This window comes from Corynebacterium sp. HMSC034A01, from assembly GCF_001838175.1.
Classification (GTDB): domain Bacteria; phylum Actinomycetota; class Actinomycetes; order Mycobacteriales; family Mycobacteriaceae; genus Corynebacterium.
The window spans coordinates 39,234-53,146 of the sequence record NZ_KV835964.1; the positions used below are offsets into that span (position 1 = coordinate 39,234).

General features: G+C 66.4%; 13 protein-coding genes. 9 read left to right on the top strand and 4 right to left on the bottom strand.

Annotation, left to right across the window (positions count from 1 at the left end; all coding sequences use genetic code 11):
* Positions 1-74: 74 nt before the first annotated feature.
* On the bottom strand, positions 75-1,445 hold the full coding sequence (locus tag HMPREF2791_RS06060; RefSeq protein WP_070844737.1) for a protein kinase domain-containing protein: 1,371 nt from the start codon (positions 1,443-1,445) through the stop codon (positions 75-77).
* Between HMPREF2791_RS06060 and HMPREF2791_RS06065 the strand changes: the two genes are divergently transcribed.
* A complete protein-coding gene (locus HMPREF2791_RS06065; protein WP_083327918.1) occupies positions 1,444-1,833 on the top strand; it encodes an Rv2175c family DNA-binding protein in 390 nt (129 codons plus the stop codon). The genes HMPREF2791_RS06060 and HMPREF2791_RS06065 overlap by 2 nt on opposite strands.
* Here HMPREF2791_RS06065 and HMPREF2791_RS06070 read toward each other — a convergent pair.
* Genes HMPREF2791_RS06070 through HMPREF2791_RS06080 form a run of 3 tightly spaced genes read right to left on the bottom strand, consistent with a single transcriptional unit; the run spans position 1,736 to position 4,930 of the window.
* The gene (locus HMPREF2791_RS06070; RefSeq protein ID WP_070844739.1) at positions 1,736-3,241 is read right to left on the bottom strand and encodes an alpha-(1->6)-mannopyranosyltransferase A; all 1,506 of its coding nucleotides are present in this window, start codon (positions 3,239-3,241) and stop codon (positions 1,736-1,738) included. The two genes, HMPREF2791_RS06065 and HMPREF2791_RS06070, sit on opposite strands and share 98 nt — an antisense overlap.
* Complete coding sequence (locus HMPREF2791_RS06075) at positions 3,241-4,323, bottom strand: polyprenyl synthetase family protein (RefSeq protein ID WP_070844740.1); 1,083 nt, start codon at positions 4,321-4,323, stop codon at positions 3,241-3,243. Before HMPREF2791_RS06075 ends, HMPREF2791_RS06070 begins: the two co-directional genes overlap by 1 nt.
* A 43-nt stretch (positions 4,324-4,366) precedes the next feature.
* Positions 4,367-4,930, bottom strand: a complete 564-nt coding sequence (locus HMPREF2791_RS06080) for a GNAT family N-acetyltransferase (protein WP_070844741.1) — start codon at positions 4,928-4,930, stop codon at positions 4,367-4,369.
* 209 nt (positions 4,931-5,139) lie between these two features.
* On the opposite strand from HMPREF2791_RS06080, the gene HMPREF2791_RS06085 reads away from it, so the two are divergent.
* From HMPREF2791_RS06085 to murF, 8 genes are all read left to right on the top strand, one after another.
* Positions 5,140-5,520: an SAV_6107 family HEPN domain-containing protein gene (locus tag HMPREF2791_RS06085; protein ID WP_083290276.1), complete on the top strand. Its 381-nt coding sequence runs from the start codon at positions 5,140-5,142 to the stop codon at positions 5,518-5,520.
* A 90-nt stretch (positions 5,521-5,610) separates the two neighbouring features.
* Positions 5,611-6,003, top strand: coding sequence for a DUF3040 domain-containing protein (locus tag HMPREF2791_RS06090; protein WP_070475151.1), 393 nt, complete (start codon positions 5,611-5,613; stop codon positions 6,001-6,003).
* A 413-nt stretch (positions 6,004-6,416) separates the two neighbouring features.
* On the top strand, positions 6,417-6,851 hold the full coding sequence (gene mraZ, locus HMPREF2791_RS06095) for a division/cell wall cluster transcriptional repressor MraZ (RefSeq protein ID WP_070475152.1): 435 nt from the start codon (positions 6,417-6,419) through the stop codon (positions 6,849-6,851).
* Between the two features lie 195 nt (positions 6,852-7,046).
* Positions 7,047-8,060: a 16S rRNA (cytosine(1402)-N(4))-methyltransferase RsmH gene (gene rsmH, locus HMPREF2791_RS06100; RefSeq protein WP_070844742.1), complete on the top strand. Its 1,014-nt coding sequence runs from the start codon at positions 7,047-7,049 to the stop codon at positions 8,058-8,060.
* A 20-nt stretch (positions 8,061-8,080) separates the two neighbouring features.
* Positions 8,081-8,785, top strand: coding sequence for a cell division protein FtsL (locus tag HMPREF2791_RS06105; RefSeq protein ID WP_141764932.1), 705 nt, complete (start codon positions 8,081-8,083; stop codon positions 8,783-8,785).
* Positions 8,786-8,882: 97 nt separating this feature from the next.
* A complete protein-coding gene (locus tag HMPREF2791_RS06110; RefSeq protein WP_083290271.1) occupies positions 8,883-10,859 on the top strand; it encodes a peptidoglycan D,D-transpeptidase FtsI family protein in 1,977 nt (658 codons plus the stop codon).
* Between the two features lie 23 nt (positions 10,860-10,882).
* A complete protein-coding gene (locus HMPREF2791_RS06115) occupies positions 10,883-12,367 on the top strand; it encodes a UDP-N-acetylmuramoyl-L-alanyl-D-glutamate--2,6-diaminopimelate ligase (protein ID WP_070844743.1) in 1,485 nt (494 codons plus the stop codon).
* Entirely contained in the window at positions 12,364-13,884 is a 1,521-nt protein-coding gene (gene murF, locus HMPREF2791_RS06120; RefSeq protein WP_070844744.1) for a UDP-N-acetylmuramoyl-tripeptide--D-alanyl-D-alanine ligase, read from the top strand. The genes HMPREF2791_RS06115 and murF overlap by 4 nt, the downstream gene beginning before the upstream one ends.
* Positions 13,885-13,913: the final 29 nt, after the last annotated feature.

Below are 13,913 nucleotides of genomic sequence, written 5' to 3' on the forward strand. Positions count from 1 at the left end.
CATTGCGGACAACTCGGCCAGCACCAATGATTGGTCGCCACCCACTATGCAGCTGCATAGTGGAAGTCGGCCGGCTAGGGTTGGGGGACGATGACCTCCGGGATTTCTCCGTACATGCCGGAGCCGAACCACCAAGCCCCCAGCGCCACGGCGACGATCACGATGATGACGAAGACGGTGTACAGGGCCACGCCGAACGGAGAACGGTTCGACACGGGTTTAACGGTGGGAAGTCGGGAAGCGGGCTCGCGCGCTGAAGGGGCATCCGGGGCGTCGGGGGAAAGCGGCCCCGGAACAGGCCTCGGCGCAGGCGCAGGTGCCGGGCCAGCGGCCGGGACTGGCGTAGGAACGGGCGCCGGACCTGCCGCGGGCCACTGGCCACGGGTCGGGCCGGGCGCAGGCTGGGCGGGGGAGGGGGAGACGCGGGTGGGCGCGTCGTCGCCGGGGAAAAGCCGCTGGTGGGCGGCACTCCTGGCACCAGCACCGCCAGCACCGTCCGCGCCACCAGCACCAGCACCGCCGCCAACACCCGCGGCCAGCCCAAAATTGGTCGGGTGTTCAGCGGCGCGGTGTGCAGCGGAGTTGCGCGGGGCGGGCACGGTGTAGGTGGGCAGCGCCAGCTCGCTGGCCACGTCGTCCAAGGCCTCCAAAAAATCGGCGGCGTCGTGGAACCGGTCTTCGGCGTTGCGGGCGGTGGCGGTGGCGACGAGTTCGTCGAAAAGCTTGGGCACTCCGGCGATCAGCGAAGACGGCGCGGGCACGTCGGAGCGCAGCCGGGCGTAGGCGTGGGCCAAGGGGGTGTCGCCGCTGAAGGGGGTGCGGCCGGTGAGTAGCTCGAAGAGCACGATGCCGGCGGAGTAGACGTCGGAAGCCGCGGTCAGTGCGCCGCCGTCGACCTGTTCGGGCGAGAGGTAGGCGACGGTGCCGACGATTTGGTCGGTGGATTGGGTGGTTTCGGCCGCGGCGCGCACGAGCCCGAAGTCGGAGAGTTTGACGCGGCTGGAAGTGTCGATGAGTACGTTGTCGGGTTTGATGTCGCGGTGCACCATGCCTTTCGCGTGCGCGACACTCAACCCGGTGAGCATGCCGCGCATCACGGCAGCGGCGGCGTGTGGGGGCATGGGGCCGCGTTCGGCGAGCAGTTCGCGCAGGGTGCCGCCGGTGATGAGTTCCATGATCAAAAACACTTCGCCGCCGGACGCGGAGAAGTCGTACACGTTGACCAAGTTTGGGTGGCTGAGCTGGGCCATTGCGCGGGCTTCGCGGCGGAAGCGTTCGCGGAACACTTCGTCGTGCACGTATTGCTCGTGCATGACTTTTGCGGCCACTTCACGTCCGAGGCGTGCGTCGACGCAGCGGTAGACGGTGGCCATGCCGCCGCGCGCGATTGGGCGGTCGACAACGTAACGCCCGTCCAGTGTCGTGCCTGCCCGCAAGGTTGCCATGTGCACCAGAGTAGAATCGCGGACCGTGAGCGCACAAACGAATCTTGAGCAATTGCTTATCGACGAAACCCTGCTGCCGTTTCCGGATGTCGCCGAGAAGCTGGGCGTGCCGGTGACCAAGGTGCACGACTACGTCGGCGCGAAGAAGCTGGTGCACTACGTCAAGGACGGAAAGAAGGTTGTGCCTGCCAGCCTGCTCGGCGAGGACGGCTTGAGCAAGTTCGTCTCCGGCGCGATCACGGTGCTTTCCGACGGCGGCTACGACGCGGACGAGATCTTGGCGTTCCTGTTTACGTCGGATGAGTCGCTGCCGGGGCGTCCTGTGGACGCGCTGCACGGCCAAAAAGCTCGCGAAGTGATCCGCCGCGCGCAGGCGATGGCGTTTTAGCCGGGTCCCGGAACAGCCACTCCACCGCAACGACGGCGGCGATCGCCGCGAGTGCGAGGAACCACGCGTCGTAGAGGCGGTGATTGCCGCTGCCCTGGAATGCGAGGGCGACGATTATCGACGCCCCAACGGTCACCCGCACTACCCAGGCCGGCGGGCGGAATGTGCCTGCCAGCGAGATGACGGAGGCGTAGTACCAGGGCAGGGTCACCGCGTTGGCGGCAAATGCCACCGTGTAGGCGGCGGTGGTGCCGGCGACGGAGCGCCGCTCGTAGGCCTCGCCACGGCGGGGGCGGAAGATCCACCACACCGCCGCCAGGCCGACCAGCATGAGCACGGAGAAGACGGTGCGGGTCCAGGAAAGGGCGGTGTTGTAGCGGAACGTGTCGTCGAAAAGCTGGAGTACCGGCGTGATGAGCTCGGCGGCGAGGGTGGGGCCGGCGAGCGGGTTGATCACCTTCGAGTTGCCGGTGATTTCCTCGAGCCACCCCCACGTGGTGCCGGATGCCCAGGTGACCAGCTGGATCACTGCGATGTTGACGGCGAGCGCCCACGCCCCGCAGACAACCAGCATGCCGGCGGCACCGAGGGTGGTCCTGCTGCGCCGCTTAACCATCAGCCACACCACGAACGGCAGTGCCACCGCCGCTGTGGCTTTCAGCGACACCGCCAGAGCGATCAGCCCGATGCCCGGGGTGCACCAGCGGCTGCGCAGGCACCACAACAGGCCCACACTGACCAGACCAACCATGACGGCCTCGTTGTGCATGCCGCCGATGAGGTGCAGCAGCATCACCGGGTTGGCTGCCCCCAACCACAGAGCAAGGACGGGGTCGCCGCCGATCTGCTTCGCAATCCGCGGCAGTGCCCACACAATCAGCGCGAACCCTGCCAGGGAAATCAGCCGGTAGACCACCAGGCCTAAAGTGACGTTCTCGCCGACCAGCGACGTCACCGCCTTGCCCACCCCGAGGTGCAATGGGCCGTACGGCGTGGTGGTGTTGCGCCAGTCGTGGGAGACCTCCCACAGGTACGGCCCCGGGTTTATGGCGGCGCCTTCGGAGTAGGGGTCGAAGCCGTCGCGAAGCATCGCGCCTTGCATGAGGTAGGAGTACACGTCGCGCGACAGGATCGGCGCGGACAGCGCGATAACGCCTGCCCACCAGCACACGCTGCGGCGCACCTGGGCTAGACCGGGCCTGGCTTTCCACAGCAGTACCCACGCCACCACCAGGCCGATGATGCCGGCGGTGAGCAGCATGTCCATCAGCGCCCGGCCATGACCGTAGGAGAGGTGCTCCAGGCCTACTGCGCGCAGCAGGCCGCCGCGGTAGCGGGTCGCGCCTGCGCCGAACGAGCCCACGGCAATCAGCGCGCAGGCGGCGACACCCAGACTCTGCGGGCGCATCACATCCGCCGGTCGGTGGCCTTGTGCGCGAGCACGGTGAGCGCTTCCACGGCTGCGTCGTCGATGCCGGCGCCGTCCAAGAAGCCGAGGCCGGAGGCGGTGAGTTCTTCGATGCGCGCCTCCACCGCGTCTTTGGCGCCGCTGGAGCGGATGAGCCCTGCTAATCGACGCAGCTCCGCCTCATCCTCCGTCGTACCAATCCCGTCGCGAAGCTCTTGCGCCGCCGCCGGGTCCGTCTGGTCCAGCAGCTCAAGGGCCGTGGCGAACAGTTCCGTGCGCTTGCCCTCGCGGATGTCGTCGCCGGCCGGCTTGCCGGTCACGGCAGGGTCGCCGAATACGCCAAGCAGGTCGTCGCGAAGCTGGAATGCGATGCCGATGTCGCGGCCGTAACCACGGAACGCGTCGATGAGCGACTCGCTCGCGCCCGCAAGCGCGGCACCCAAGTGCAGGGGGCGCTCGATGGTGTACGCCGCGGTCTTGAACCGGTTGACGCGGTTGGCCATCTCCACCGACTCGCTGCCCAGGCTCTCGAGCATGATGTCCAGCAGCTGGCCGCCAATGACCTCGGTGCGCATGCCCACCCACGGCTCCGCGGCGCGAGCGAGAGCGTCCTGGGAGACACCGGAGTAGCGCCACATGTCCTCAGCCCAGGCGAGTGCGAGGTCGCCGAGCAGAATCGCGGCGTTGGTGCCGTATTCCTCCGCGGAGCCGAGCAGGCTCTGGCTGCGGTGCTCAGCCTCGATCGCGCGGTGCACTGTGGGGTTGCCGCGCCGGGTGTCTGAGGCGTCGATGATGTCGTCGTGCACCAGCGCGCAGGCCTGGATCAGCTCCAGGGCGCTCACAGCGCGGAGCACGGCCTCGGGGTCTTCCGTACTTTGCAGGCCGCCCGCGCCGACGAAGCCTGCCCAGCCGTACGTGGGGCGCACGCGCTTGCCGCCGCCGAGGACGAAGCGCCGCAGGTGGCTCACCGCCTGTGCGACAGGCTCGCCAATGGCCTCGACAGCTTTCGCACGCTCGTTGAAAAACGATTCAAGATGCTGCTCCACCTGTGCCGGTACGTCGTTGAGCCCAAGATCTGTCACGCCTACGCTCCTTGTGCCTGAAGTTGATGATCTCCCCGCAACCCTACCCAGTGCAGTTTTGTAGATCGAGGGCGAGGATGGCGAAGGGGCGTTTATCCCCCTCGTAGAGAAAATTACGCGCCACGTCCGTGAATCCGAACTTGCGGTACAGCCCGAACGCGTTGTTCGCCTCGTCTGCAACTTCCGGTGTGGATAGCAGCGCCCAGCGCGTCGGGGCTTCCCTCAGTAGCTCCGTGAGCAGGCGGGAGCCCAGGCCTTTGCCCTGCAGCGCGGGGGAGACGTGCACTTCCGCGACCTCGAAGTAGCTGCGCAGCATCTCCCGGTCTTGGTCCGTGATCCCGCCGTTTGCGTCCATCGCGCGCACGAGCTGACGGTCCCACCAGCGATCGCGGGTGCCGATGAAGCCGTAGGCGATGCCGACGACTTGGCCGCTATCGATCGCCGCGACCGCGGTGAAGCCGGGGGAGCGCACCTCGCCTTTCCACACCTGGATGCGTTGGCGGCGCATGGTCTGCGGGTAGCCCATGGCCTCTATATAGATGTCTACGAGCGTTGGGGCGAGCATCAGGAACTCGGCGGCCGTCAGGCGCTGAATGGTTGCAGTCACCCCTCTATGGAATCACTTGCGGGCGCTGTGTGTGGCAGGAACCCACACTTCTGGTCGAACAAGTGTTCCCATGTATGTCGGGTGGTGTCGAACGCGTGTTTTAGGGTGAGTCCATCACTTGTACAAAAGCAATGTTTATGCAGGAGGAAGCCATGGCGGGAAGCGTAGTTTCGGCAACAACCGGCGCGGTGTACGGACGGGGTGCGCGCATGAGTAAGGCCGACCAATTCTTGTCCGCGGCCGAGGAGCTGATTGGGCTGGCGCATGATGATTTCGAAGCTGGCCGGCACGACGTGGCAATGGAAAACGCCTATCGTGCGGCGCTTCGGATTGCCGGGGCGCGCAACGCGGCCTCGCCGATCGTGCGCAAGCGCAAGCGTCTACCTACGAGCGCGTGGGACAAGCTCGCGCTCACGGGTGATGACGGGGCGCATTGGGCCGCCGTGTTCAAGCGCTATTCGACGCAGCGCGGCAGGGTGGCGTCCGGGATTGAAATGGACCCGGGTGCGGCTGTGGTGCACCGGCTGCTCTCGGATGCGGAGGAGTTTTATCTGTCCACCAGGGCTGGGGAGGCTCCGATGGCTGCATAGTGTGAGGAAAGTGGGGCACGGGAACAATCTGCGTACCATGGCCGTTATACGGATAACGTCAGTCCGCCATCGGTATCGGGAGAGTGAGCAGTGTCTCTATCTGAGCAGGAAATGCGGGCGTTGCGCGAAATTGAGCAGTCTCTCTTCGCGGACGACCCGAAGTTTGGCAGCAGTGTCGTGACTGAATCTGGCTTCGGTTCCGCGCCAAAGACCGGTCAATTGACCATGCGCAGCGTCGCCCTGATCGTCTTGGGTCTGGTGCTCCTGCTTGGTGGTGTGGCGCTGGCGAGCCTGAGTATCTGGACGATTGTGCTGAGCGTCATCGGCTTCGCTGTCATGCTCTTTGGCGGCATCATGGCGCTGCGCACCCCGTCGAACCAAGTGTCTCCGTCTGCGCGCTCGTCCCGGCAGGCGAAGCCGCGCACGCAGCGCAGCGCCAGCATGGAGGAGAGCTTCCGTCGTCGTTTCGAAGACCGTCAGTAGTACTTAGCGGTATTTGCGGCAGCGCCTTCCCGTCGTGTCGGGGAGGCGCTTTTTCGTGCCCACCCCAAATCCCCCACTTCTCCCCACTAGCGCCCAAAGGGGGCTGAAACATGGGCAGTGCCGCCCCCTCGGGGCGTGAATCGTGGGGGTGCAGATATCGAGTGTGGCGCGTGTGGGGCATGTTCTGAGTTTTCGCGGGTAAACTCCCCACGGCAAAAATGGCACTCTGAAATGCGCAAACACGACACACTGGAACTAAAAACTGCTGAGGTGTGGCGTTTGTGGGGGAAAGTGGGTTAAAGTGGGGCTCAGCGGAGTGACGTGGCGCGCATCTTGACTACGTGCGCGGTACGGAACGAAGCCGAGAAAATTTCACAGCCAACGTCAGAAAGTGAAGGAAGGTAGGTCGCCGGATGTTTCTGGGAACCTACACTCCCAAGCTCGACGACAAAGGTCGCCTGACGCTCCCCGCGAAGTTCCGTGAGGATCTTGCAGACGGGTTGATGGTGACCAAGGGGCAGGACCACTCGCTTGCGGTATATCCGCGCGACGAGTTTGCCGCCCGCGCCCGCAAGGCCGCAGCGGCATCCCGCACAAACCCCAAGGCGCGTGCTTTTATCCGCAACCTGGCTGCCAGTGCGGATGAGCAAACGCTCGACGGGTCTGGGCGAATCACCCTGTCCCCGGCGCACCGGGAGTACGCAAGCCTTTCCAAGGAGTGCGTGGTCATCGGTTCGGTGGATTTTCTCGAGATCTGGGACCTCGAGTCCTGGAATAAGTATCAAGAAGAGACTGAAGCCGCGTTCTCTGCGGCGGATGACGACGACATTCTCTCCGGTCTGCTGTAGGGCTGACTACCCCGCAGGAGGCATCGACTACGGAGAGCGTGTACGGACTCTGTCCGGGGCGTGAAGCGTTCTGGTGTACTTCCCCGACATCAGAACAGCCGCCCCGGGCAGGGCTCTATGCGCTCCCCGCGCCGACAAAGAAGCTGACAACCACCGCACGAGCTAGGGACACTGAAGAGACACGGAGGGCACGCCATGGCGAACTTCACGCTCGCTGACGACCCGCACGGTCACGTCCCCGTCATGCGCGACCGCATGGCTGAACTGCTCGCGCCCAGCGTTGAGGCATTCGGAGCAAAAGCGGTGCTTATCGACGGCACGCTCGGCGCCGGCGGACACACAGAGCACTTCCTCAACGTTTTCCCTCACGCCCGCGTGATTGGTGTGGACAGGGACCCGAACGCGCTGCGTCAGGCGTCGGAACGCTTGGCGTCCTTCGGCGACCGCTTCGTGGCAGTGCAGTGCCGTTTCGACCACGTGGATGAGGCGGTTGCGAACAACGAGGGCGACATATTCGACGCAGCCCGCGAACACGGCATCGCGGGCGCCCTGTTCGACCTAGGTGTGTCGTCGATGCAGCTGGACCAGCAGGAACGAGGCTTCTCCTACCGTGGTGACGCCCCGCTGGACATGCGCATGGACCAGACAGAAGGCATCACCGCGGCCGAGGTGCTCAACACCTACAGCCACGGCGACTTGGCCCGCATTCTGAAGACGTACGGCGACGAGCGCTTCGCCGGAAAGATCGCCTCCGCCGTGATCGCGGAGCGCGAGCGCGAGCCCTTCGGCCGTGCCGCGCGCCTGGTGGAGTTGCTTTACGCCACCATCCCGGCCGCAACCCGACGCACTGGCGGACACCCCGCGAAACGCACGTTCCAGGCGCTGCGCATCGAAGTCAACCGTGAGCTCGAGGCGGTGGAAAACGTCGTGCCCGTGATCACCGACCTGCTCGGCGAGGGCGGGCGCGCAGTGTTCATGAGCTACCAGTCCCTGGAAGACAAGATCGTCAAAGCCGCGTTCAACGAGCTCACCACCTCCAAGACCCCGGTTGGCCTGCCGATGGACCTGCCGGGCACCGAGCCGGAGTTCCGCACCGTCACCCGCGGGGCGGAGAAGGCTCCGGCGGAGGAGATCGAACGCAACCCGCGCGCCGCGCCCGTGAGGGTGCGTTGCATTGAAAAACTCAGCCCACCCCAGCCCACCCCCTAAGCCCGACAAGGACGGACACCATGGCCGCACGAGCAACGCGATCGGCGACGCTGACCCGCAACCAGAGCCGCACACCTGGCCGCACTCAGGGCCACACTCAGGGCCGCACTCAGCACTCGGCCAGCCGCGTACGCACCATGCCCGGCGTAAAGCCGCACGTGGAGCACCCGAAGTCCCGCGGCCGGCTGGGATCCAACCAGGTGGTGTCCGTCCGTGGACGCCGGGTGGCCACCACGAAGGTGCGCTCGAAGTTCTCTTCGCTGTCCCAGATCGCTTTGCCGTTGCTGGTGGTGGGAATCGCGGTGGCCATGATCTTGTCCGGCATCGCCACCACACAAACCTTTGCGATTCAGAAGCTGCAGGCCAAGGAGCAGGAGCTGGCGAACGAGGTCGAGTCGCTCAACCGCGACCTGGAGGACCGTCGTTCCTCGGCGGCGCTCGCGCAGCGGGCAGACTCCATGGGCATGGTGCTCGCCGGCGAGCCGGGCGTGGTTGCCGTGAACGACGAGGGCCACGCGGAGGAGCAGCGCCCGTACAACCCGGAGTCGGCCTCCAAGCTGGTCGATGTCAACGGCGAGGGCAGGCCCGCCTCCCGCGCGTCCTCGGACGATCGTGCGACGAAGGAGCTGGAGGATGCCCTGACGCAGCGCCCCGGCCGCGCCGCGAACGCACCCCGTATTGACAACTTGGCGCCCTACCAGGCCAACGTTGCGGCCCAGCCGTAACGGCAGGCGTGGCGCACCTAGGTATCTGCCCGGGGGCGGGGCATGATGGTTGTCGACATAACGGCGGGTACCAGCCAGTGGATATGGGAGGTGAGCAGTGCCACGCTCTAATGCGAACTCGCAGGTAGCGCGGGAGAATCCGAAGCCTGCGCCGACTTCTCAGAAGCACATCACGGGCAAGCGTGTGTACTGGCTCGGCATTGCCTTTTTGGCGGTGGCCGCGTTGCTCATCGGACGTTTGTTCTGGGTGCAGGTCATCATCGGCGACGAGCTGCGCGAGCAAGCCAACGACCAACGAAGCCGCACCTACGTGGACCGCGCGCGCCGCGGCGAGATCGTGGACCGCGACGGCAACAAGATGGCCTACACCATGCAAGCCCGCTCCCTGACGGTGTCTCCGGTGCAGCTGCGCAAGGAGCTCAAGGAGCAGCAGGAACTGGAAATGCGTGTGGACGGGCTGTCTCCGGAGGACATCGCCGCCCAGGTGGACGCCCGCGTCGAGGACGTGCTGCGCACAATGGCCAACGAGATCCCGGGCATGATCGGCGATGGGGAAGTGGTGAGCGACACCCCGTCGAACACCGCTTCCGGCGAGCCGACCACCAAGGTCGGCCAGGTCAGCGCCAAGGAGATCCTGGACAAACTCCACGCGGATTCCAGCTACGAGGTGCTGGTGCGCAATGTGGACCCGGATGTGGCCGCCACCGTCGCAGACGCCTTCCACGGCATCGCGGCGGACCACCAGGACATCCGCCAGTACCCGAACGGGGCGGTGGGCGAAAACATCATCGGCAAGGTTTCCATGGACGGGCAAGGCCAGTTCGGTATGGAGGCCTCCCGCGACGCGGACCTCACCGGCATCGACGGCCGCTCCACCGAGGACGTGTCCGCGAACGGCCAATCTATTCCGGGCTCGCTGCGCGACGTTGTCCCGGCCGTCGGCGGCGCCCAGATCGAACTGACCATCGACCTGGACCTGCAGACCTATGTCCAGCAGACCCTGGAGCAGGCCAAGGCCAACTCGCTAGCCAAGGAAGCGCAGGCCGTGGTGCTGGATAGCCACACTGGCGAGGTGCTGGCCATGGCGAATACCGACACGATCAACCCGAACGGCAACGTCGACCAGCAGGTCAAACAGGGCAAGGACTTTGAGAACCCGAGCGTGTCTCACCCCTTCGAGCCAGGCTCGGTGGCGAAGGTGATCACCGCCGCCGCGGCGATCGACCAGGGGCTGACGGACCCGTTCGAGGTGCACCAGGTGCCCGGTTCGATCGATATGGCGGGCATTACGGTGCGCGACGCGTGGGAGCACGGCGTGATGCCGTACACCACCGCGGGCATCTTCGGTAAGTCCTCAAACGTGGGCACACTCCAGCTCGCCCAACGCTTGGGGGAGGAGCGGTTCTGGGATTACCTGAACCGTTTCGGCATCGGCCAGGGCACCGGGATCGAGCTGCCCAACGAGTCTGCGGGCCTGCTGCCGGTGCTGGAGCAGTGGTCCGGCGGCACTTTCGCCAACCTGCCCATCGGCCAGGGAATGAGTTGGACCACGTTGCAGATGGCGGGTGTGTTCCAGACGATCGCGAATGAGGGCGAGCGGATCCAGCCGCGCATCATCCACAAGATCACCGGCCCGGACGGTGAGGAGATCGCGCAGGAGGAACCGGAGCACTCCCGAGTGATCAGCGAGGAGGCCGCGCGCACCACGCTGGACATGTTCCGCGCCACGTTCCAAGAGGACCCGGCTGGGGTCAACAACGGCACTGCCCAGGGCAACAACCTGGAGGGGTACCAGTTCGCCGGCAAGACCGGCACGGCGCAGAAGGTCAACCCGGACACCGGCGCGTACTCCAACAGCGCGTACTGGATCACCTTTGCCGGTGTCGCGCCCGCGGACGATCCCCGCTTCGTGGTCGCGGTCATGCTGGACGAGCCGCAGCGCGGCGTCCTCGAGGGCGGCAACGGCGGACAGTCCGCGGCCCCGATTTTCAAGCAGATTGCGGGCTGGCTGCTCAACCGTGAGAACGTTCCGCTGAGCCCGCCGGCCGAGCCGTACCCGTTGCAGGGCCAGTAGATACAGATGGAGGTCTGAGAAAAATGACAAGCTTGCAGCAGCTCGCCGACATCGCTGGCGCGCGCATCGTCAACCCGCCGAGCGCGGATACCCCGGTGACCTTTGTCGGCCTGGACTCCCAGAACGTCGAACCTGGCGGCCTGTTCGCCGCGCTACCCGGCACCCGTGTCCACGGCGCGACCTACGCGTTCGATTCCGCCGCGGGCGCGATACTTACCGACGAGGCTGGTCTGGCGATTATCCAGCAGACGGCAGACCGACGCCCGGTGCTCGTGGTCGAGGATGTGCGGGCAATCCTGGGCCATGTGGCGGCTGAGGTGTACGGGCACCCGTCGCAAAGCTTCATGCTCCTCGGCGTTACAGGCACCTCCGGCAAAACCACGACCACCTACATGCTGGAAAAGGGGCTGACCGCTGCCGGCTGCAAAGTGGGGCTGATTGGCACCACCGGCACGAAGATCATGGGGCGCGACGTGGCCACGGAGCTGACCACGCCGGAGGCGCCGATGCTGCAGCGGCTGTTCGCGCAGATGCGCGACGAAGGGGTCACGCATGTGGTCATGGAGGTGTCCTCGCACGCGTTGATGCTGGGGCGCGTCACCGGCTCGGACTTCGACGTCGCCGCGTTCACCAACCTTTCCCAGGACCACCTGGATTTCCACCCGACCATGGAGGATTACTTCCAGGCGAAGGCGCTGTTCTTCGACCCGGCGAGCGAGCTGCGGGCGAAGCGCAGCGTCATCTGCGTCGACGACGAGTGGGGCCAGCGCATGGCTGATCTCGCCGAAGCGCCGGTCACGGTCGCTACCACAAGCGACGCCGATGTGACCGCGGAGCTTGTGCGTATCGACGACCAAGGCCGCCAACGCATCCAGCTCACCGCCGACGATACTTTCGAGTTCACCCTGCCCATGCCAGGCGCGTTCAACGTGGCCAACGCCGCGCTCGCCGCGGCCATCGCACAGACCGCGGGCGTGGAGCTCCCGTCGTTCTTGAACGGCCTGGAGCAGGCGGCGGTGCCGGGGCGCATGGAGCGTATCGACGAAGGCCAGACCTTTGTCGCCGTCGTGGACTACGCCCACAAGCCGGCTGCCATCGGCGCGGTGCTGGCAACCCTGCGCGGCCAGGTGGAAGGGCGCATCGGCGTGGCCGTGGGCGCGGGCGGCGACCGCGATTCCTCCAAGCGCCCGCTCATGGGCGCTGAGGCGGCCAAGGGGGCGGACTTCGTGGTGGTCACAGACGACAACCCGCGCACCGAGGACCCCGCCGCCATCCGCGCCGCAGTCCTTGCGGGCGCGCGCGAGGCCGGCGCGAGCGCGGAGATTGTCGAGGTCAGCCCACGTGGCAAGGCGATTGACGCGCTCGTTGAGTGGGCCCGGCCCGGCGACGCAGTGATCGTGGTTGGCAAGGGCCACGAGGTGGGCCAGCTCGTGGGCACCGAGAAGTTGCACTTCGACGACCGCGAAGAGATGCGCAGGGCAATTACAGAAAGGCAATCTCGAGCATGATCGACATGACGCTGGCGCGCATCGCCGAGGTCACCGGCGGGCGCTTGAGCCCGGAAGCCGACCCGAACACGCACGTGACCGGGTTCGTGGAGTTCGACTCCCGCAAGATCGGCCCGGGCGGACTCTTCGTCGCCTTCCCGGGGGCGCGCGTGGACGGGCACGATTTCGTGGACAAGGCCGCAGAGGCCGGCGCTGCCGCGTCGCTGACCACGCGGGAGGTGGGCAGGCCTTCGGTAGTCGTCGAGAAGCGGCCACCGCGCGAGGGGGACAACTCGGACCTGGCCGCGAATGACCCGGACGGTTCCGCGGCGGGGGTGGTGGACGGCATGTCTAAGCTCGCCTCCGCGGTCGCGCGCGAGCTGACGGGGGCGCACGGGCTGACCATCGTCGGCGTGACCGGCTCTGCGGGCAAGACGTCCACGAAGGACCTCATCGCCGCGGTGCTCTCGCGCGCCGGTGAGACGGTGGCGCCCCCGGGCAGTTTCAACAACGAGATCGGCCACCCGTACACGGTGCTGCGCTGCACCGAAGACACAGACTTTTTGGTCGCGGAGATGTCCGCGCGCGGCATCGGCCACATCGCGCACCTGGCCACCATCGCGCCGCCGACAATCGGCGTGGTGCTCAACGTCGGATCCGCGCACATCGGCGAGTTCGGTTCCCGTGAAAACATCGCGAAGGCCAAGGGGGAGCTGGTGGAGGCGCTGCCTCGCGACGGCGTCGCCGTGCTCAACGCGGACGACGAGCTCGTCGCCGGTATGGCCGGGCGAACGGATGCGCGCGTGGTCACCTTCTCCGAGTCCGGCAACACGGCCGCAGACTACTACGCCACGGACGTTGAGCTCGACGCGGTGGCGCGCGCGTCCTTCACCATGCACACGCCGAACGGTGATCCGCAACGGGTCACGCTCGGCGTGTTCGGCGCGCACCAGGTGGGTAACGCGCTCGCCGCCGCTGCCGTGGGCACGGAGCTGGGCATGGACGCGGCCACCGTTGCCGAGGCGCTGTCCGCGGCGAGCTCGGTGTCCGTCAACCGCATGGACGTGAACACGCGCGCCGACGGGGTGACCGTGATCAACGACGCCTACAACGCTAACCCCGAATCCATGCGCGCGGCCATCGCGGCGTTGGGCTATACCGCCGCCGCCCGCCCGGGCGTGCGCTCGGTGGCCGTGCTCGGAGAGATGAGCGAGCTGGGTGCCGGCGCCGAACAGGAGCACGCGCTGCTCGCGGACGAGTTGGCGCGATACCGGGTGACGCACCTCGTGGCCGTCGGCAAGTCCGACGCGATGGTTGCGCTCACCCAGCGCGCCGAGGGGCAAGGCATCCGCACCACCGCCGTCGCCGACACCGACGAGGCGGCGCAGACGGTGCGCGAGCTGCTAGCGTCCGCGCCGGTAGGGGAGGACAATTGGCGCGAGCGCAAAGACCGGGATGTTGTGCTGGTCAAGGCCTCCAACGCCGCCCGGCTGTGGGTAGTGGCGGAAGCGCTCCTGCAAGGGCATACGCTTAGGTAGTCACGCGACGTAGAGAAATAGCAAGGTAC